This window comes from Paenarthrobacter sp. NPDC056912, from assembly GCF_042786555.1.
Taxonomy (GTDB): Bacteria; Actinomycetota; Actinomycetes; order Actinomycetales; family Micrococcaceae; genus Arthrobacter.
The window spans coordinates 192,583-210,902 of the sequence record NZ_JBHUCD010000006.1 but is presented as its reverse complement, the minus strand read 5'-3'; the positions used below and the strand labels follow the sequence as shown (position 1 = coordinate 210,902).

Here is an 18,320-nt window from a genome sequence, read left to right as displayed (position 1 = left end):
GAGAATTTCATGCGCATTATCGTGGGCGCCGACGAAGCCGGCGTTGATTACAAAGACCGAATCATGGCCGATCTTCAGGCTGATTCCCGGATTACGGAAGTGATCGACATCGGGGTAAACCGGGCAGACGAAGACTTCACCAGGGCCTACCCTTACGTTGGCATCGCTGCCGGAGAGATGATCCGGGACGGCAAGGCGGACCGGGCTATCCTGTTCTGCGGCACGGGAATCGGTGTTGCCATCGCGGCCAACAAGGTGCCGGGCATCAGGGCGACGGCAGCCCACGACTCGTTCTCCGTGGAGCGGTCAATCCTGTCCAACGACTGCCAGGTCCTCACCATGGGCCAGCGCGTGGTGGGCGTGGAGCTCGCCCGACGCTTGGCCAAGGAGTGGATCGGCTACGCGTTCGATCCCGAGTCCGGGTCAGCCGCGAAGGTTAAGGTGCTGAGCGACTTCGAGGGCTGCTAGATCTTGGCCGCGGTCATGAACAGCCAAAAGAGCGTGGGTTCAGGTACAGCGCAACGGCCCCTCGCTACACTGGCTTCCATGTCCTGCCGAATTAGCGAACTGGTCCTGAATTGCACCGACGCGGAGCTTCTCGCGAAGTTCTGGAGCGAAGTCCTTGGCTACGTTGAACTCGACCGCGAGGATGGCGCGATTGAAATCGGGCCACCTGACGCAGGTTTCGGAGGGCTGCAGCCCACCATCATCCTGAGCCCCAGCAGCAGCCCCCGCACGGGGCGCCTTCCGCTGCACATCGACGTCAATCCTGTGGACCGGGACCAGGACGCGGAGCTGGAACGGTTACTTGCCCTCGGGGCCCGGCCAGCCGACGTCGGCCAGACCGGTGAGGAGCAATGGCACGTACTGGAGGACCCTGAGGGCAACGAATTCTGCCTGCTGCGGAGGCGGCTGGGATAAGGATAGAGCTTGCAACGGGCAGTAGTCCCGAGAAGTAGGTCTGGCAGTCTTCCGGATGGTATGACGAGCCGGGCCTGCGCCGTTTAAGGTGTGCAGTCGACAATGGTTTGCACGAAGGGAGCACACTTTCTCATCCAGTCGCCGCCCTTCTGATGGCACCATGCCGCGGCATCGCTGACCCAGAGCAGCGGCTCCTCGTGCGCCTTACTGTAAACCGCCTGCCATTTCGAGTGGCTTCAAGTGGTTGGCAATGAAACGCCGGTCTGATCGTTCGAGGGACTCGTCGCTCTCCAGAATGAGCCTTGCCCCCGGTTGACGCCAAGCCATCAAGCAATCGCCCGAGGCAGAGGGGCCGGGTCATCTTATCCGCTAGGTTTCGGTCAACGTAGAGGCGTGTTGAGAGACCGGTATCGGTGACTCCGCTGAGAAAAGCTGCCCCTTCGTCCCTAGAACCCTCCGCCGCCACCAGCTGAGTCGCCTGCCATGTTGGCGAAGCGCGAGTAGTGACCTTGGAAAGCAACCACGATGTCCTTCGTGGGACCGTTACGGTGCTTTGCAATGAGGATGTCTGCCTCGCCGGCACGCGGCGATTCTTTGTCGTACACATCCTCACGGTGGAGCAGGATGACCATGTCGGCGTCCTGCTCGATGGAGCCGGATTCGCGGAGGTCGGAGACCATGGGGCGCTTGTCCTGGCGCTGCTCGGAACCACGGTTCAGCTGTGACAGCGCGATGACTGGAACCTGCAACTCCTTGGCGAGCAGCTTGAGCGCACGCGAGAACTCGGAGACTTCCTGCTGGCGGGACTCCACTTTCTTACCGGAGCTCATGAGCTGGAGGTAGTCAAGGATCACCAGCTTGAGGTCATGCTGCTGCTTCAGGCGGCGGCACTTCGCCCTGATCTCCATGAGGGACATGTTGGGGCTGTCGTCGATGAAAAGCGGCGCGTCATTCATGCGGCCCATGGTGGTTGCGATCTTTGACCACTGCTCGTCCTTGATGGTTCCCTTGCGGAGATCCTGCAGGCCAATGGTGGCTTCTGCGGAAAGCAGACGCATGGCGATTTCGTTCCGGCCCATTTCCAAGGAGAACATGACGGTGGCCAGGTTGTTCTTGATGGCGGCGGAGCGGGCAAAGTCCAGTGCGAACGTGGACTTACCCACGGCAGGACGCGCGGCGATGACGATCATCTGGCCCGGGTGGAGGCCGTGCGTGAGTTCGTCCAGCTCATAGAACCCGGTGGGAACACCCACCATGCCTTCGCCGCGGTGGCCGGAGGCCTCGATCTCGTCCACGGTCGCTTCCATGACGTCCTTCAACGCCACGTAGTCCTCGGCTGTGCGCTTTTCAGCCACCGCATAGACCTCGGCCTGCGCCTGGTTGACGAGGTCTTCCACCTCGCCGTCCTGGCCGTAGCCCATCTGGACGATCTTGGTACCGGCATTTACCAGTCGGCGGAGCACAGCGCGCTCAGCGACGATTTCGGCGTAGTAGCCGGCGTTGGCTGCTGTGGGGACCGTCTGGATGAGTTCGTGCAGGTAAGCGGGGCCGCCGATCCTGTTGATCTCGCCGCGCTTGGTCAGTTCATCGGACACGGTTACGGCGTCGGCAGGCTCGCCGCGGCCGTAAAGATCGATGATCGACTCGTAGATGGTCTCGTGGGCCGGACGGTAGAAGTCGTGCCCTCGGACGATTTCGACGACGTCGGCGATCGCATCCTTGGACAGCATCATGCCGCCGAGTACCGATTGTTCAGCGGGGATGTCCTGGGGAGGTTTGCGGCTCGAATCCGAAGCGCGTGAGCCCTCGATTGAGTCCAAGTGCGTAACTGACAAAGCCGTCCTCCATTTGTGTACCGCTGCAGAGAGTGAGTCCCTCAGCGGTGCGTAAAGCGCAGGTGAACCTGGGATGGATTGCCCGAGCCTCCGGACCAGCCGAGTGCTCCTGTTATATCCACTGGGTCCGACAGTTTTCGGTCTTCCCCAACTATCCACAACTTATCCACAGACGAATCCCCAGGCGTGTTTGCGCGCGGCTGCTTGGGGGTTACTGAGAGGGCGGATTCCATACTGAAACAGGTTCCTCAGCTACGTTAGCGGTGCTCCACTCCGCCGCAAAGCCCACTGTCAAGTGACGTTGTGGAAAACCTGTGGAATACCGCCCCCACGTTGTGCACAGACTGTGGGCGAGCCTGTGGATAGAGAAATTCTTTTCAAGGAAACTAGCCTCTGACCTGCGGAAACGTTGACTTTCGACTGTGGACGAAAGAAAACTTCGGCGGAAATTCATCCACAGCCACCACAGCCCGAGGTGGTTCGGAGCGGGTCAAATCCATGCTAAACATGCCGCAAATGTGATGCATCTTACATTGAGGGCCTTAATTTGACACTGCCCTCTCAGAAGCCTATGCCGGTATTGGAATGTGCTGTGGATAACCAACTTCTGGCATAAGCTCTAGGCATGGGGATGAACTTTGGTGACGTGCTGTTGATTGCCCTTCCGCTTCTTGTCCTCGTGGGCCTGCTGTGGGCGCTCTCAGCGGCCTTCAAACCGCGGGATACAGGCCTCTCCGATGCAGAGAGGTATCAGCGTGAGCTGGCGGCTCGTTCTGCTGCGCACCAGGCTTCCCAGGTGCAGGCCGCACTGGCTGTACGCGCCCGGATCGACGCTTCCACCAAGCCGAGCCAGAACGAGGCCCAGCACAGCCAGCAGACGGAACAAAACAGGTCAGCCGTCCAGGCGCAGGCCGCAAAATCCCAGGCCGCCGGCCAGACAAGCCACCAGCCTGCCGTGCTCCCCAATGGGCAGCTCAACCCTCAGCTCGCCTACGAGTTGCAGAACCTGGTCCGCAACGGCCAGAAGATCCAGGCCATCAAGATCCTTCGCCAAGCCACCCATTCAGACTTGCTTACCGCTAAGAACTACGTAGATCGGCTCTGACAAAACGCCATGGATTCCATCGTCGTACCGCTTTTGATCCTCATTGTGGTCATCGCGGGCGTGCTCCTGCTTATTCGCTCGTTCACCAAACGTTCGGCAGAAACCACCGCCGGCGTCGCTGCGGCGAACACACCCAAGGATCCCGTGGAACTGGCCAGGGAGTCGGCGGCCAAGCTCAACCAGGAGCAGCACCGGCAGCTTTACTCACTCATCGCCCAGGGGCAGGGCATGGCGGCCATCAAGCTGTACCTCCAGGCAACCGGAGAGGGCCTGCGCGCGTCCCGTGACGCGGTGGGTGCCCTGGCCGCACACCCGCAGCCGTTCACGCCACAAGCTCCAGCCAAAGCCTTGATCGCCGACGATGACGATGAACCCGAACGCTTTCCCTACCGCTACAGGGCAATTGTCAGCAAGGGTGACGTGACCCGCGAGGTGAGCAGCAACATGCTCAACGATGAGATCTACGGGCGCATCCGGACGTTGGCAAAAAGTGGCGACGTCGAGGGCGCGGCCCTTGCCCTGACGCGCCACTCAGACATCAACATCAAGCAAGCCCGCGAGTTCATTGAGCTCCTGGACGACTGACGTAGAAGAAACCGTCGAGGGGTGCTGAGTGGCAAGGGTACCGATCGTTTACAAGACCACACACCGGGTCAAGTTCTCCGAGCTCGATCCTTACAACCACGTGAACACGGGAGTGTACGCGGCCTATTACGCAGATCACCGGATGGAGGGCCTGCGTGACAATGTCGGATGGGATCTGGAGACCCTGGGAAAGCTGCCATTCATGGTCTGGGTCAGGAGGATGGAGATCGATTTTCTGCGGCCCGCCCGGGGCGATCAGGAAATCATCATCACGTCGTTCGTGCGTGAGTTCCGTGGTCCCGATGCGCTGATCGAGTGCTCCATGGCCGACTCCCACGGAAATAGCGTCTCGCGCTGCCTCATGACCGTTGCCTACGTGGACAAGGAAACAAGTCACTCGACAGACTGGCCTGCCGACGTCATGGCGCTGTTCTTCGAGAAATGAAACCTCGCGAGCGCATTCGGCCGCCGGGGCAAGGCCAATTCCGCCTCGTCAGGGAAAACTAGAAGTCGAACAGGTCGCCCAGGAAGCCTTCCTTCTTCTTGCGTTTCCGGCCGTACTGGTCACGATCAGAGCCGCTCCTGCGGTCGTAGTCCCGCCGATCGTAGTCCCGCCTGTCCCGGTCGTCGTATCGCGGCTGCTGTGGACGCGACTCAAAGGGGTTGTAGAGGGGCGGCGGCGCGATCGGCGGCTGGGACGGCGCTGCAGCCGGCCGGGCCGGAGCGGGGCCGGTCTCAGCAGCGACCCGATCAATGATCTTGTCCAGCTCGCCGCGATCCAACCACACTCCCCTGCACTGCGGGCAGTAGTCGATCTCGACGCCGCCTCGTTCGCTCATCACCAGGTCAATGGAATCCACAGGACACTTCATGTCTGCCCCAACGACTGGAACGGCCGGAAAGTTCGGCCTACCTGCCTGCTGAGATACCGGCGAGCAACTGCTCAAACGGCAGGGACTCAAGCGCTTCGCTCTTCCGGCGCGGCTGGGTGCCACTGAGCAGCTGCACGAGTTCACCCGCGGCCCGGTCCACGCGCGCCGACAGGGGCGATCCGCCGTCGTCGGTGTTTCCCCAGTCCTGGGGCCCCGCAAAGACGCCGGTGGCCGCGATCCTGGTCCGCAAGTAGCTGAACAGAGGACGCATGGCGTAGTCGAGGACCATCTGGTGGCGGTCGGTGCCGCCGGTTGCGCCCAACAGTACCGCTTTTCCTTCCAGCGACTTGGGGTCAAGGACGTCGATGAACGACTTGAAGAGTCCGCTGTAGGAGGCGCTGAAGACAGGACTGACTGCGATGATCGCGTCGGAATCCTCGACGCCGGCAATCACCTCTGCGAGGCGCGGCGCGGCATACCCGGTGACGAAGTTGTTGGCGATGTCCACGGCAAGGTCGCGCAGTTCGACCACGTCGATCCTCGGCTCGTAGCCTGCCGCACGCAACAGCCGCTCGGCGGAAGCGGCCAGCTGGTCGGCCAGCAAACGGCTCGACGACGGGACGCCGAGTCCGGCGGAAAGTACTGTGATGCGGCGGGTTTCCATGGCAATCTCCTGTTGCTCGTTCATACTCAGCTTACATGCATTTGCATCTAAATCAATGAACGGCGGGGTCGGCGGAAGTATTCCCGGACCGCCCTAGCGCCCCCTGTTTTGCTCCAGGAAAGCCACGGTCGCGGCGGAGATCTGCTCCTGGGCTGCCTCTTGGCTGATCTCCGGATGGCCGTCGCCGGGCTGCGGACCGTAACTGCCGAAGAAAGCGTGAGCACCGCCCTGAATCGCAACGAAACCGGCGGCGGGAGGCAGCAGTTCGCGGGAAGCGTCGATCTTGTCCGGCGTGCTGAGCCCATCCTCCGTCCCCGAAATCGACAGGACCGCCAAACCCTCGCGGTCCCGTAGCGATTCCACCGGATACGAGGCGTAGAGGAGCAGGCCGCTGACATCTGCGTTGTTGCCGGCGAACGACGACGCACTGACCCCGCCCAGCGAGTGGCCACCCACTACCCACGTGGAGATCCCGGGGTTCGCTGCCATGGCGCCGCGGGCCTGGTTTCCATCCAGCAGGCTGAGGCCCAAAGGCGTTTTCAGGATGACAACCAGGAACCCTGCATCCACAGCCGGCCTGAGTACGTCCGCGTAGGCCCTGGCCTCAACACGGGCACCCGGGTAGAAAATCAGCCCCAGGGTTGCTGGAGCGCCGGCCGGCTTCATGGTGATGGTCGTCGGTGATTCGATGACGGACACTTCCGACGCCGGTCGCGCCGCGGCCGCACTGTTCGGCTGATAGGCAAAGGGGTTGAGCCACGCCAGGGCAGCCACCAGAGCCAAAACGGCCACACGGCCCGTCCATGCCCCAATGGTCCGCAGCGTGGAACGCGGTGGTGACGCATGGCGACGGCGCCACAGGAGGACGCCCCAGAGGAGTCCGAGGACCGCGGCCACCACCAACAGGACAGGCAGCAGGGGGTGCCCGCGCAATACCGCGGGATTGCCGATCAGCATCCATCCCGGGACCAGAAGCATGGCCGCGGCGCACACCCCGGATGCCCAGAAGAGGACTGGCCGGCGCGTCGCAGGTCCTGCTGGAGCCACTGAAGAGGAGGTCATCCCACAATAATAGTTCCATCATGGAGATAATTCCCAACCGCCGCGTCACCCTCGGGGCTCCGAGACCGACTGGCCTCAGGGTGTTCGGCTGGTATGGGCGGCCAGGAAATCGAAGGTCTTGTCCCGGGCCTCCTGGGCTTCAGCGAAGTTCAGATGGAACTGGTACTCGTGGGGAAGTTCGGGCACATGGTTGGCGGGCCAAAACAGTTCGGTCACCGGAACACCCGCCTCTTTCAGACGGGTGCTGTACGGCACGGATTGGAGCCAGGTGAGGCCATCGCCGTTTCCGCCGCTGATGAACGTGGGAGGGAAGTCTGCGGTCACGAAGTCGATGGTGGACATGGTGGCGCCCGCGTACGTCGCCGACCAATCCTTGGTGCCGGTGTAAGCCCACAACGAGGTCTTGAACCCCCAGGCCACAATGCCGCTGAGGTCCGCCATGGCGCGGAGGTCGTAGACGCCGCAATGGAGTATGGTGGCGGCCAGGTCTTCCTTCTGGAGGGCCGGCCGTATTCCCATCAGGTTGGCGTACTCGGGGTTCACTGTCAGCGTGGTCAGTTGGCTTGCCAGCTGCGCCCCGGCAGAGTCACCGGCGAGGACAATCCGGCTGGCATCCACGTTCAACTCGGTGGCATGCGCCTTGATGTAGGCAAGTGCGTCATTGATGTCCCGCACGGCCGTGGGGTAGGTGGCCTCGGGGGCGATCGGGTAGCTCATCCCGATGGTTGTGTAGCCCTTGGCAGCGAGGATCCGAAGATACGGTTCCACGTCCCGCTGCGCCCCTGAGATCCAGGCACCGCCGTGGATCCAGACCACCGCAGGAAGCGGCGCGGCGGTCCCGGCAGGGCTGAACACGTCAAACGTGGAGCCTGGCTTGTAGTTGACTCCCGGATTCGTTTGCAACGGCGTGTCGGGGACATAGGGCTCCATCTCGTCGATGGTGGCCTGGGCTCCCCGCTCGAACACGCTGCGAATCAGCATGGCGGACGGCCACGGAGTGGCAGAGAGCGCCAGAAGGACGATCAGGACCAGCAGGATCGCCAAGTCGAGTTTCCGCAGGCGCCATGAGCGCTTGATCTTCCTGCGGGACGGCGGGCTGCCCGCAGGTCCCGCAGGCACTGTTTTGCTGGCTCTTGAGCTGGCTTGAGTCGATTCCAACGGCCCCACTAGACACTCTCCCCCGGTCGGTGCACCTGTGGACCATGCTAAACCTTGGCTGCAAGGGCGGGTCCGATCACGAAGTCCATGTCATAAGTCGATTTTGGCGACGGCATGCTGGCTCTTGCGGTGCCAGTTGGGCCAGAGTGTAGGAGTGGACTGCGCGCCACCCGCTCCGCCATTTTCCGCACGAAAGTAGACCATGACACACGAATCAATCGCCCCGTTGGAGGGCGTCCGGGTATTGGAACTCGGCAACTACATCGCTGCGCCCACAGCCGGCAGGCTGCTCGCCGATTTCGGTGCCGAGGTCATCAAGGTCGAACGGCCCGGGACGGGCGACGAACTGCGCAACTGGCGCCTGCACAAAGGCACCACGTCCATGCTTTACCGCACGCTCAATCGGAACAAGAAGTCCGTGGTCCTGGATCTCCGCACCGAGGCGGGCAAGCAGGCTGTGCTTGCCCTCGTTGCGGAATCGGACATCCTCCTGGAGAACTTCCGGCCCGGCACGCTGGAGAAGTGGGGCCTCGGCCCCGAGGTCCTCAACGAGGCCAATCCGGACCTGATCGTCACCCGCATCTCCGCTTTCGGGCAAACAGGTCCGCTGTCCCAGCGGCCCGGATTTGCCGCCGTCGCCGAAGCGTATGGCGGGTTCCGCAACCTCGTGGGCGACCCGGACCGCGCACCAGTGCGGGTGGGCGTCTCCATCGGGGACTCGATCGCGGGCCTGTACGCCGCCTTCGGCTCGGTGATGAGCCTGTATCAGCGTGAAGCACGACGCCGGGACGCAGCTGGCGCTGTTCCGCTCGCCGAGCGCGTCATCGACGTCGCCCTCCATGAAGCAATGTTCTCCATGATGGAATCCCTCGTCCCGGACTACCAGGCGTACGGGGTAGACCGCCAGCGCGTGGGTGGTCGGATGGAAGGCATCGCCCCCTCGAATGCCTATGTGTGCCAAGACGGCGCGAGCATTGTGGTGGCCGGAAACGGCGACTCCATCTTTCAGCGCTACATGCAGACAATCGGCCGCCCCGACCTTGCCGACGATCCCGAGCTTCAGCGCAACGCCGGACGCTGGGCCAGGCGTGAGGAGCTTGACCAGGCAATCGGCGAGTGGACAGCCTCGCTGGACGCCTCCGACGCACTGACAGCGTTGGAAGCCGCAGGCGTCCCCGCAGGACCCATCTACACCGCAGCCGATATCAGCACGGACAGCCAGTACGCGGCGCGCAACATGATCCAGAAGTTCGACGTTTCCACGGGCGAAGAGATCCTCCCCGGAGTGGGGTTCCCGGGCATTGTTCCCGTGATCGGCGGCCAGTCCCTGCCCATCAGGAACCTCGGCCCGGACCTGGGTGAAAACACGCAGGAAATCCTTGGCGGGCTCCTGAAAATGGACGCCGCACAGATCGATGCGGCGTCCGGCCGCGAGGAGGCCATCCGGCCATGAAACCCGTTGAAAGCCCCTTGGCCACAACCTTGGGTGGCGCCATCCTGCGGGACGTCACGCTGCGGGACGGACTTCAGCTCACCGGCAAGCTCCTGCCCACGGAAGAGAAGATCCAGACAGTCCGCGAACTGCTGCGGTTGGGCGTGCCTGCCATCGAGCTGGGATCCATGGCCCGCGCGGACCTCGTCCCCACCATGGCGAACACCCTTGAAGTGGTGCAGGCGCTTACCCCCGAGGAACTCGAAAAATGCTGGATCTGGGTGGCCACTCCGGGCCACGTCGCCAAGGCCTCCGCCGCGGGCGCGCGCAATTTCCAGTACTGCCTGTCCGCCTCGGATTCACACAACAAGGCGAACATCGGGCGCACTATGGACGAAAGCCTGGCCGCTTTGCCCGAGGCCGTTGAATACTCCAGAGCAGTCAATGGCCGGATTCAGCTGTGCATCGCGACGTCCTTCACGTGTCCGTTCGAGGGCTACGTTCCCGAGGAGCGCATCCTGTCCATCGCCAACGATCCCAGGGCCGAGGGCACCGCGGACATCGTCATCTGTGACACCTTGGGGCAGGCCGTTCCGGCTCAAGTATCCCGCCTCATAACCCGGGTCCGGGAGGAGTCCCCGGCCCGCCGCATCGTCTATCACGGCCACGATACCTGGGGCTTGGGCGTGGCCAATACGCTCGCGGCCATCCAGGCGGGAGCCGCCATGGTGGACGGTGCTCTTGGCGGCCTGGGCGGCTGCCCGTTTGCTCCCGGCGCCAGCGGCAACACGTCCAGCGAGGACATCCTCTTCGCGACCCGTCCCGATTGGCTGACCCCTGTCGTGTTCGGAGAACTCGTGGTGTTATCCGAGAAGCTGCTGGCAGAACTCGGCGAACCCAACCGCTCTAAAGCGTCACAGGGTGCCCGTTCGCGGGCCGAAGCCTTCGAATGGGTCATGCCCTAGGCCGCGTGGACTCACTAAGCCGGCTTGCTGGCTTTTCCGTCCAACCACAGCGTGTCCGACTCGTCCCGGTGAGTCCCGTCCGTTCCCACGTGTTTGTTGTCGATTTTCGGCCCATTCTTGATGACGTGCACCAGGGCCATGCCATGTCCACGGCCCAGATCGTAGTCAGCCTTGAGCCATTTAAGGATGGTCCCAGCCTTGACAGAGGGGTCAGAAAAACCCTTGCTTTCGGCAATCTCCAAGAGCTGGCGCGGAGTGAGTCCGGTCTTGTCTTCAATGGTGTCAAGGTATGCCTGGAACGACATTGGAAGGCCTTTCGTCTTGGCTTGGGACGTCCATGATCAGGACGGCCATCAGGGATTCCTAGGTAGGCGAGACTCTACTGGATGGGGCTGACATCCAAAACTGTCTGTGCATGCCGCGTCAGCCTCCTGCGCCCCTACACTGATGTGATGGTGCGCAGGATGCTCACGGAAGGACAGCGGCGTCCTTTGGCCTTGTGCATGCTCATCGCCTCCAGCATCGCGCTCGTGGCGGGCTGTGACGGATCACCGCTCGAACCGCCGTCGACTTCAGGGGTGGCGTCCACGGCGGAGCAACAGCCGATCACCGTGGAGGTCAACCAGTCCAGGGACCAATACGGCAAGCAAGCCATCCAGATCCAGCTCACCAACACCACCGATACGCCTCTCACCGTGACGGGAGCCCGACTCGACTCGCCCTTGTTTGACGGTGGCATTTCGTGGGAGCCGACGGCCGGCACCCTGGAGCTGCCGCCCAGGCAACCCAAAAGCCTCCCGGCCAGCCTTCCCGCAGCCGACTGCAGGATGGCCGGCGACGCATCACCGGCACCCATTGGCGCCACTGTCCGTTACGCCGAACCTGGCGGTTCCCCTCAGGACACGGCGACCACCGCCGCTGATCCCTTCGGTGTCCTCGCCCGGAACGCCGGCGAGCTATGCCTGGCCAAGGAGGCTTCCGCCGTCGCCACCATAGTCCTGGCCCCAGGCCTGGACGTGGCTGCGGACGGACGCACCGCCGTCGTACGTTTGCTCATCACGCCGGTCGCCCCGAGCGGTGCCGCGCAGACGCTGACGATCGAAAGCATCGAGGAGACAACACTGTTGGCCGAGCCGCCCACCGAGCCGTGGCCCACGAACGTCCTCATCCGGTCCGGCGCGGACCGGCAGGAGATCGCCCTGGGAATCCGGCCCGTGCGCTGTGATCCCCATGCTGTGGCGGAAGACAAGGTGGGCACACTCCTGCCACTGCGGATCAAAGTGGGAGACCGGCAGGGCCAGCTGAAGATCGCGGCCTCCACGGAATTACGTGGCCGGATCTATGACTTCGTGACCGCGGCCTGCTCAGGCCAATAACTCGGGCCAATAACTCAGGCCAATCAAGGGACTTCAGTCCTCGAAATGGGCTGTGGTGGGCTGCTGCCCGGAAACGCGGTTCACCATCTCCAACGCCACTGCGTACAGTTTCTGGTTCCGATCGCTGGAAGCCCGCCGAAGGAAGTCGAAGGCCTCGTTCTGGCTGCAGCGGTTCTGGGCCATGATTATCCCGCAGGCAAGATCGATCACGGTCCTGTTTTCCATCGCGGCCTTGAGGTCATTCCCTCGCTGGTCGGAGGCCGCGATCCTGATCGCCAGGCGCAGGGCTTTGCTGGCCATCTCCGCGAAAAGCACCGCGTCAGCGACAACCTGCTCCGTAAAAAGCCCTGGCTGGGGAGCAAAGAAATTGAGTACGGCCGCTGAGTCCTCTCCCAAGGTCATGGGGACGCCCAGCGCGCTGTGCACGCCGGCGGCCAAGAGAGCACTGGAATACTCGGGCCAGCGAGGGTCCGAAAGGACGTCCCCCAGGAGGACCGGGACGCCGCTGTCCAAGGCTTCAACGCATGGCCCGGAACCCAAAGCCTGCTCGATCCGGTCCAGCACCACCGCCCGGTCGCTGCTGCCGCCAATCGTGGCAGTGCGCTTCCGCCGGCGCAATGTCACGGCACACTCGATGTTGGTTGTCGTAATCCGGGTCATCATGCCGGCGGCGAAGCCGGTCAGCCCCTGGAGGACGGCCTTGACGTCATCGGTGCCGCCAATGAGATCGACCAGCTGCTCAAAGTCCTCTGCCCACTCGTCAGCAACCATGACGTCAAATCTAGAAGAACCGGCAGCAGGCCACAACAGTAGCGGCCGTTCCTAGCCCACGATTGGCAGGGCGGATGGAGCGCATTCCACTCTGACAGTGACATCCGCTTCCACGGACTTTACTTCTCCGTCCACTTGGTACGGCAGCGGTTTGAGCGTGGTGAATTCGTAGCTGCTCACACTGGGCTGCTCGACCAAGCCCTGCGTGGTGGCCCGCAAGGCCGTCAGCAAGACCCGCCACTTGGGCATGTGCGGAAAGACGATCACCTCGAATTTCCCGTCCGACGGGTGGTTGTCCGCCTCACTGAGCGTGGCGTACTTGGCCATCTCGGGGATGTTCGCGAAAACAAGGCTGTCGAACTTGCGCCGTTTCCCGTCAGATTGTCGGATGGCGAAGGGCTGGAATTTGGAGAAGGTCTTGATGACCGTGACCATTTCCGTGATAGCGCCCTTTCCGCCCTTTTCGAGTTCCGTTGCGATAACAGGAGTGAGGCCGAACCCGATGTAGGAATGCGCATACTCGTCGGGCTCATCCTCGTTCTTGCCCGTGTGGATGCGCAGTAGGTCGATGTTGCGGACGTGGCCCTCAGCAATTGCCTCTGCCAGGGGTTTCGTTCCGGTGATCCTGCTGTGGTCGTTGGCATTGCCAGCGGCCAGGACTGCGCAAACGGCCTGCGGATTCCCGGCGTGCATCACGCCGTTGACAACCTCGTTGTATCCGCCATCGCCGCTCACCGACACCACCAGAACGTCACCGCCCTTGCCAGCGGCTTCCCGGGCCAACTCCACGGCATGACCAGCGTGCTCAGTGGGTTGCAGGGTGATGTCAGTTTGGTAGCTGAGGGTGGCACTGAGTTTGCTATGCAATTGCTGCGCCAGCTCAGGCGCATCCCCGGTGCTGTTGGGATTGAAGATGATGACAATCGACGTGAAGATCCGGGCAGAATCCTTGACGTGCTCCTGGTTCATTGCGATGTCCCTTACCGTTGAGCGTTGATGAGATGCCGGCTGGAGTAGGAGACGAAGGGCCGGCCGGCCCGCATCTGCTCATCCAGCTCACTGAGCTTGCCCCAGTATCGTTCTGCGGAGAAATCAGGAACCCACCACACGCACTTGCGCAGGATCCACACCACCGCGCCTACGTCGAAGAATTCCATCCGGCACCTGGCAGTACGGAGGTTCGTAACTGTGAGTCCAGCGTCCTCGGCGGCCGCAACCTCCGCCTGGGGGTCGCGGCCCGTGCGCTGTTGCGGCAGCGGACCAAGGAAGTGCTCAATGAGTTCAAACGCCGACGCCGGCCCCACATGTTGAGCGAAATAGTGGCCGCCGGGGACCAGCACCCGCCGGATCTCTCCCCAGTCCGGGCGAACAGGGTGCCGCGCGGTGACCAGTTCGAATGATTCCCCTGGGAACGGCAAGCCGGCACCCGCACCGGGTTCAACAACTTCCACCCCTCGGGGCCCCAGCAGCTCGCGGGCACGCCGGGCGTTTGGCGGCCAGCCTTCAGTTGCGGCCATCCGCGCAGGAAACACTGAAGCTTCTGAAAGAACTTCCCCTCCGCCGGTGTCCAAATCGAGCGCACTACTGACAGTGGCGAGCCGGTCAGCCATCAGCTTGGCAAATCCCCACGGAGGCCTTTCCTCAGTGGCCCGGCCCTCCAACCAGACGAATCCCCAACCCGTCACATCGGCTTCAACAGCCTCGTTGACCAAAGTCTCGAAATCCCGCATCAGTGTCCTATCGTCTACGTACCTCCCTTGCGAGAGCTGTACAGCCACACTGGCCATCAGGCCGAAGGAGCGGCTTCGCCAACACAAGCTTCAACGTACCCTTTCCCTGCACGGTACGGCTCCAACTCTCCAGCCTGGTGTCGGCAGCGTGGACCGAGTTACGGGCATCCTGAGCAGCGGCTGCCGCCGCACAGGTGCTCCTTTTCCCCCGGTAGGGTTGCATCATGGGGACAGTTCTTGACGTCGAAAATTTGCTGGTGGGGTACGCCGGGGCTCCAGTGTGTGGCGAAGTTTCTGCTGCTGTGGACGCCGGACAGGTACTGGGAATCGTCGGCGTCAACGGTGCCGGGAAGTCCACGGTGGCCCGAACCATCGCCGGACGCCAGGCACCCCTGGCCGGGGACGTGAAAGTCCATGGCCTTCTCATTGACCCCGACGCCGTGCCGTTCCGCAGGCAGGTTTCCGCAGTCTTCGATGACGACCTGTTCTTCCCTTCGCTGACGGTTCGGGAACACCTGCTCCTCATCGCCCGTGGCCATTCCCTCGATGACCCCGAGGGGTACGTGGAGGAAGAACTCGAGTTCTTTGGGCTGGTGGGCAGGTCCCACGCGATCCCCGACGCCCTGTCCTCCGGTCAACGGCGCAGGCTTTTGCTCGCAGCGGGACTCATCAGGCCGTCGTCGCTCCTGATCCTGGACGAGCCCGAACAGCGGCTCGACCCCCGGATGCGGGTAGCCCTCGGTGAGCGCATCGCTGAGCATGCCGAGGCCGGTGGCGCGGTGGTTCTGGTCACCCATGATCCGCAGCTTTTGCTCGCCACGGCTTCCACGTGCTTGGTCATCGATGAGGAAGTCCGGCAATTCGATCCGGAGCAGGGAGCCTCGATCATTGCCGGGTCCTGATGTGCTGACCACTGAACCACCGCGTGAACCACCGCGGCAAAGCCGCCACCTCTCCGCGGAGATTGTCCGCTTCACGCGCAGGTCGGCCCGCCGCCACAAGCGAAGCCTCATTTCCTGGAAAGACCGTTTTGTCGACGCCTACAGCTGGGGGCTCGGCATCGGCGTCTCCCTCGCCATCGCGGCCTCGTTCGTCCTGGCCCTGCGCAACGAGATCGCGGACCGCGCTTCGACCACCAACAGCATCATCCCCGGACAGTGGCTAGTCCTTCCTGAGCCTGTGCTGTGGACCAGCCTGACGTTCGCAGTCCTCCTCGTCATCAGCACGCTGGCCCGAAAGCTGGGTCCGATGACTGTGAACGGACCCGAAAGTACGTGGTGGCTGACCCTTCCCATCGACCGCCGCCCCATGGTCCTGCCGCCTTTCGTCCGCAAGGTCGCGCTGACCGGCATTGGCACAGCCGTCCTTTACCTGCCTTTCAGCATGGTGTCCTCCGTTGACCGCACCCCTTGGGAACACCTCTTCGCCTCCATCACGGTTGGCGCTGCGGGCTTACTGGCCGTGGTGCTGGCAGCCGCGCAGCAGCTCGGATTGTTAGGGCCCCGGCTCGGTCGCATCACGGCGACGGCGGCGCTGCTGGTGTGCGCGGTCCTCCCCCTGTTGTCCTCGTCTCCGTGGCCAACTGCACTGGTGGGCGCTGCCGCCGTCGGACTCCTGATCCTGGTGGCGCCACGCGCCGGTGAAGTGCGCGGCGAAGAACTGGTCCGCGGGGGCGCCGTCGCGGGCCATGCCGGCGCATCGCTGTTCATGATGGATTCCAACGAGGTACTCCGTGCACTCAGCGGCGGACAGCGAAGGGTCGACGGCGGCAGGGCCGCCAGGTTGTACAGTCGCCCGGTGCGCGGCCCTCTTCGGGCGCTGATCCGGGCGGACGTGGTGGCTTTCCTCCGGCTCCATCCGCCGTTGACACCGCCGCTCCTGTGGCTTGCTGCCTCCATCGCGGTACTGCTTGTGGAAGGCGGGCTGCCCGAGTTCGCACAGTTGGCGGTCGTTGTGATCGCGGGCTGCGCAACCGCATCGGGCATGGGAAGCGTGGCCCGCAAGACTGCGTTGGTTCCTGAACTCGATGCGCTGTTGCCGTTGCATCCGGCGCTGGTTCGTACCAGCCGCACGCTCATGCCCAGCGTGGCGATGGCAGTGTGGATGGCTATCCTCAGCGGCCTCCTCGTGCTGCTTGGTGCTCCGGATCCGGCCTTGATCGGGGTCGGCGCCCTTGCTGGGGTTGGCATGGGTGCGGGGACGCTCCGCGCCGCTACCAGGACGCCGCCGGACTGGTCCGCACCGCCTGTGGAAACCCCGTTCGGTCCGGTGCCACGGGCCCAACTGGGCTCGCTGATGCACGGATTGGATGTGACCATCCTGGCGATGATTCCGCTTTTGGCTGCCCTGTACCTGGGCTACGTGCCATCGCTGGTGGTGATCGTCCAGGCGGTATTCAGCGCCGGCATCGTCCTGCTCGTTGTGTTGTCTCGGCCCAAGCGCTAGCCAACTACAGCAGGACCGTGCCTTGAATGCACGTGGCCGATGCACCGCCGATCCAGATTTCGCCATCCTCGGCTTTCACGTGGATACGGCCGGAGCGGCCCAGGACGGTGCCCTGCGCAGCCACGTATTCTTCCGGCGCCCGGCCGCTCCCGATCAGCCATTGCGCCGCGCCGGCATTGAAACTGCCCGTCACCGGGTCCTCCACCATGGCATCACCGGGAATGAACGTACGGACTTCAAAGTCGACGCCGGAACCTGCCTTGTGGGGGCCGATCACCCCGACCTTGAGGTCACCCATCGCCACAAGATCCGGTTCGACAGCCAGGACCTGTTCCGCAGACTCGAGCAGAACACCAATCCACTGCGGTCCGTTCACCAGCCACGCAGCGTCCAACAGGGCGTCCTCCGGGAGCCTCAAGCCAGCGGCCAGCTGTGAGCGGACTGCGGCGTCCACTGGACCGAAACGGGTCAGCGGCGGAGCGGCAAAAGCCAGCCGGCCGGCGTCGTGCTTGACCCGAACCAAGCCTGCACCGCACTCCTGAACCAGGACGCCGTCCGTCTTGGGCACTCCCCCGGCCTCAAGCCACGTGTGTGCGGAACCGAGTGTTGGATGCCCCGCGAAAGGGAACTCCTCGCTGCCCGTGAAAATCCGTACCCTGTAATCCGCCGCAGGATCAGTGGGCGGCAGCAGGAACGTGGTCTCGGAGAGGTTGGTCCAGTTGGCGAAGTGCTGCATGGTTTCACTGCTCAAGCCCTCGGCATCGACGACGACGGCAAGCGGGTTTCCGAGGTACGGCACCTCTGAGAACACGTCGACCTGGTGGAACGGGCGGAGGCGGGGGGCTTCTGAAGTCACCGCTGCAGGCTATCACCGGGTGCTGGCAGGCCTGCTCCGCGTCTGCGAAACTACGAGCATGGCAGAGAACAAGACCAAGCCCACAGCCGTGTCAGTGGAGGAATTCCTCGCCGCCGTGGAGCATCCCGTGCGCCGGGCCGACGGCTTCGAATTGCTGGACATGATGCGTGACCTCACCGGCCAGGAAGCCGTCATGTGGGGTCCGACGATCGTCGGGTTCGGCAGCTACCACTACAAATACGACAGCGGCCGGGAGGGCGACGCGGCCGCCGTCGGTTTTTCTCCGCGCAAGGCGAACCTGGTCCTGTACGGCGTCACCGAAGGCCCGGACGCCGACCGGCTCCTCCCTGAGCTCGGCAAGCACAAGACCAGCACGGCCTGCTTGTACGTCAACAAGTTGGACGACGTGGACCGGGACGTCCTCGCCGAAATGATCCGTACCGGCTACAAGCACGTGCTGGCGGAGTTCCACAGGCCCTAGCCGTTCGCCGAGATGCCATTTAATGACAATCCCGGGCGTCACCATTGTCATTAAATGGCATC

At 63.2% G+C, this 18,320-nt stretch carries 21 protein-coding genes; 11 read left to right on the top strand and 10 right to left on the bottom strand.

Annotated elements, in window-relative coordinates; all coding sequences use genetic code 11:
- Nucleotides 1–9 precede the first annotated feature (9 nt).
- Nucleotides 10–468 carry a ribose-5-phosphate isomerase gene (locus tag ACFRJ9_RS09120; RefSeq protein WP_377666616.1) on the top strand — a complete coding sequence of 153 codons (459 nt, stop codon included), beginning with the start codon at nucleotides 10–12 and terminating at the stop codon, nucleotides 466–468.
- A 78-nt stretch (nucleotides 469–546) separates the two neighbouring features.
- On the top strand, nucleotides 547–921 hold the full coding sequence (locus ACFRJ9_RS09115; RefSeq protein ID WP_377666614.1) for a VOC family protein: 375 nt from the start codon (nucleotides 547–549) through the stop codon (nucleotides 919–921).
- 446 nt (nucleotides 922–1,367) lie between these two features.
- On the opposite strand, the gene dnaB is transcribed toward ACFRJ9_RS09115, so the two are convergent.
- The gene (dnaB, locus tag ACFRJ9_RS09110; protein WP_377666612.1) at nucleotides 1,368–2,756 is read right to left on the bottom strand and encodes a replicative DNA helicase; all 1,389 of its coding nucleotides are present in this window, start codon (nucleotides 2,754–2,756) and stop codon (nucleotides 1,368–1,370) included.
- Nucleotides 2,757–3,387: 631 nt separating this feature from the next.
- On the opposite strand from dnaB, the gene ACFRJ9_RS09105 reads away from it, so the two are divergent.
- From ACFRJ9_RS09105 to ACFRJ9_RS09095, 3 genes are read left to right on the top strand one after another with little or no spacing between them, the layout of a single operon-like run.
- Entirely contained in the window at nucleotides 3,388–3,861 is a 474-nt protein-coding gene (locus tag ACFRJ9_RS09105) for a hypothetical protein (RefSeq protein ID WP_377666701.1), read from the top strand.
- Nucleotides 3,862–3,870: 9 nt separating this feature from the next.
- Nucleotides 3,871–4,446 carry a hypothetical protein gene (locus tag ACFRJ9_RS09100; protein WP_377666610.1) on the top strand — a complete coding sequence of 192 codons (576 nt, stop codon included), beginning with the start codon at nucleotides 3,871–3,873 and terminating at the stop codon, nucleotides 4,444–4,446.
- A gap of 28 nt (nucleotides 4,447–4,474) precedes the next feature.
- Nucleotides 4,475–4,891 carry an acyl-CoA thioesterase gene (locus ACFRJ9_RS09095; RefSeq protein ID WP_377666608.1) on the top strand — a complete coding sequence of 139 codons (417 nt, stop codon included), beginning with the start codon at nucleotides 4,475–4,477 and terminating at the stop codon, nucleotides 4,889–4,891.
- 58 nt (nucleotides 4,892–4,949) lie between these two features.
- Here the strand turns inward: ACFRJ9_RS09095 and ACFRJ9_RS09090 are convergent, their stop codons facing one another.
- The 4 genes from ACFRJ9_RS09090 to ACFRJ9_RS09075 all read right to left on the bottom strand — a co-directional run bounded on the left by ACFRJ9_RS09090 (nucleotide 4,950) and on the right by ACFRJ9_RS09075 (nucleotide 8,163).
- Complete coding sequence (locus tag ACFRJ9_RS09090; protein ID WP_377666606.1) at nucleotides 4,950–5,306, bottom strand: zf-TFIIB domain-containing protein; 357 nt, start codon at nucleotides 5,304–5,306, stop codon at nucleotides 4,950–4,952.
- A gap of 49 nt (nucleotides 5,307–5,355) precedes the next feature.
- Nucleotides 5,356–5,982 carry an FMN reductase gene (locus ACFRJ9_RS09085; RefSeq protein ID WP_377666604.1) on the bottom strand — a complete coding sequence of 209 codons (627 nt, stop codon included), beginning with the start codon at nucleotides 5,980–5,982 and terminating at the stop codon, nucleotides 5,356–5,358.
- A 93-nt stretch (nucleotides 5,983–6,075) separates the two neighbouring features.
- Entirely contained in the window at nucleotides 6,076–7,044 is a 969-nt protein-coding gene (locus tag ACFRJ9_RS09080) for an alpha/beta hydrolase (protein WP_377666602.1), read from the bottom strand.
- 75 nt (nucleotides 7,045–7,119) lie between these two features.
- On the bottom strand, nucleotides 7,120–8,163 hold the full coding sequence (locus tag ACFRJ9_RS09075; RefSeq protein ID WP_377666600.1) for an alpha/beta hydrolase: 1,044 nt from the start codon (nucleotides 8,161–8,163) through the stop codon (nucleotides 7,120–7,122).
- A 241-nt stretch (nucleotides 8,164–8,404) separates the two neighbouring features.
- On the opposite strand from ACFRJ9_RS09075, the gene ACFRJ9_RS09070 reads away from it, so the two are divergent.
- Complete coding sequence (locus ACFRJ9_RS09070; RefSeq protein ID WP_377666598.1) at nucleotides 8,405–9,655, top strand: CaiB/BaiF CoA transferase family protein; 1,251 nt, start codon at nucleotides 8,405–8,407, stop codon at nucleotides 9,653–9,655.
- Nucleotides 9,652–10,599 carry a hydroxymethylglutaryl-CoA lyase gene (locus ACFRJ9_RS09065; RefSeq protein WP_377666596.1) on the top strand — a complete coding sequence of 316 codons (948 nt, stop codon included), beginning with the start codon at nucleotides 9,652–9,654 and terminating at the stop codon, nucleotides 10,597–10,599. The genes ACFRJ9_RS09070 and ACFRJ9_RS09065 overlap by 4 nt, the downstream gene beginning before the upstream one ends.
- Before the next feature lie 14 nt (nucleotides 10,600–10,613).
- Here ACFRJ9_RS09065 and ACFRJ9_RS09060 read toward each other — a convergent pair whose 3' ends face one another.
- A complete protein-coding gene (locus ACFRJ9_RS09060; RefSeq protein ID WP_377666594.1) occupies nucleotides 10,614–10,904 on the bottom strand; it encodes a DUF4287 domain-containing protein in 291 nt (96 codons plus the stop codon).
- Nucleotides 10,905–11,051: 147 nt separating this feature from the next.
- Between ACFRJ9_RS09060 and ACFRJ9_RS09055 the strand changes: the two genes are divergently transcribed.
- Complete coding sequence (locus ACFRJ9_RS09055) at nucleotides 11,052–11,975, top strand: hypothetical protein (protein WP_377666592.1); 924 nt, start codon at nucleotides 11,052–11,054, stop codon at nucleotides 11,973–11,975.
- Between the two features lie 33 nt (nucleotides 11,976–12,008).
- On the opposite strand, the gene ACFRJ9_RS09050 is transcribed toward ACFRJ9_RS09055, so the two are convergent.
- The 3 genes from ACFRJ9_RS09050 to ACFRJ9_RS09040 are packed head-to-tail and all read right to left on the bottom strand — an operon-like array spanning nucleotide 12,009 to nucleotide 14,476.
- Nucleotides 12,009–12,746, bottom strand: coding sequence for an ANTAR domain-containing response regulator (locus ACFRJ9_RS09050; RefSeq protein WP_377666590.1), 738 nt, complete (start codon nucleotides 12,744–12,746; stop codon nucleotides 12,009–12,011).
- Nucleotides 12,747–12,797: 51 nt separating this feature from the next.
- Nucleotides 12,798–13,715: a diacylglycerol/lipid kinase family protein gene (locus ACFRJ9_RS09045; protein WP_377666588.1), complete on the bottom strand. Its 918-nt coding sequence runs from the start codon at nucleotides 13,713–13,715 to the stop codon at nucleotides 12,798–12,800.
- Between the two features lie 11 nt (nucleotides 13,716–13,726).
- Complete coding sequence (locus ACFRJ9_RS09040; protein ID WP_377666586.1) at nucleotides 13,727–14,476, bottom strand: methyltransferase domain-containing protein; 750 nt, start codon at nucleotides 14,474–14,476, stop codon at nucleotides 13,727–13,729.
- A 224-nt stretch (nucleotides 14,477–14,700) separates the two neighbouring features.
- Between ACFRJ9_RS09040 and ACFRJ9_RS09035 the strand changes: the two genes are divergently transcribed.
- Nucleotides 14,701–15,378 (top strand): ATP-binding cassette domain-containing protein, encoded by a 678-nt coding sequence (locus ACFRJ9_RS09035; RefSeq protein ID WP_377666584.1) that lies wholly within the window; start codon nucleotides 14,701–14,703, stop codon nucleotides 15,376–15,378.
- Nucleotides 15,365–16,921 carry a DUF6297 family protein gene (locus ACFRJ9_RS09030; RefSeq protein ID WP_377666582.1) on the top strand — a complete coding sequence of 519 codons (1,557 nt, stop codon included), beginning with the start codon at nucleotides 15,365–15,367 and terminating at the stop codon, nucleotides 16,919–16,921. The genes ACFRJ9_RS09035 and ACFRJ9_RS09030 overlap by 14 nt, the downstream gene beginning before the upstream one ends.
- A gap of 4 nt (nucleotides 16,922–16,925) precedes the next feature.
- Here the strand turns inward: ACFRJ9_RS09030 and ACFRJ9_RS09025 are convergent, their stop codons facing one another.
- Entirely contained in the window at nucleotides 16,926–17,777 is an 852-nt protein-coding gene (locus ACFRJ9_RS09025; protein WP_377666580.1) for a PhzF family phenazine biosynthesis protein, read from the bottom strand.
- 58 nt (nucleotides 17,778–17,835) lie between these two features.
- On the opposite strand from ACFRJ9_RS09025, the gene ACFRJ9_RS09020 reads away from it, so the two are divergent.
- The gene (locus tag ACFRJ9_RS09020; protein WP_377666578.1) at nucleotides 17,836–18,258 is read left to right on the top strand and encodes a DUF1801 domain-containing protein; all 423 of its coding nucleotides are present in this window, start codon (nucleotides 17,836–17,838) and stop codon (nucleotides 18,256–18,258) included.
- The last annotated feature ends 62 nt before the right edge of the window (nucleotides 18,259–18,320 follow it).